Source organism: Psychroserpens jangbogonensis (assembly GCF_000797465.1).
In the GTDB taxonomy this organism is placed as follows: domain Bacteria; phylum Bacteroidota; class Bacteroidia; order Flavobacteriales; family Flavobacteriaceae; genus Psychroserpens; species Psychroserpens jangbogonensis.
Genome location: NZ_JSWG01000055.1, coordinates 1 through 281, shown reverse-complemented (window position 1 = coordinate 281; position 281 = coordinate 1). Strand labels below are relative to the sequence as shown.

At 63.7% G+C, this 281-nt stretch carries 1 protein-coding gene; it reads right to left on the bottom strand.

Going from position 1 to position 281, the window contains the following annotated elements; translation table 11 throughout:
* A partial coding sequence (locus RH81_RS16185; protein ID WP_479551607.1) for a sugar phosphate nucleotidyltransferase occupies positions 1-244 on the bottom strand: 244 nt, incomplete at its 3' end.
* Positions 245-281: the final 37 nt, after the last annotated feature.

Sequence of the window (281 nt, the reverse complement as noted above, 5' to 3'; positions counted from 1 at the left end):
TCGCTGTACCGCTCTCGTCAAATTCGACAACGCCATAGGCGGTCGGGTTGGTCACGTGGTAGGCGAAGATGAGGCCCCCCTCGGAGGGGATACGGCGCTGGAGCGCCGTCCCCATTCCCGCACCGTGGAAAATGTTGTCGCCGAGCACGAGGCCGGCACTGTCACCGTCGAGAAATTCCTCGCCGAGGATGAATGCCTGCGCCAGCCCGTCCGGCGAAGGCTGCACCGTGTACTGGATGTTCATTCCCCAGGTGGTTCCGTCACCCAGGAGCCGCTGGAAC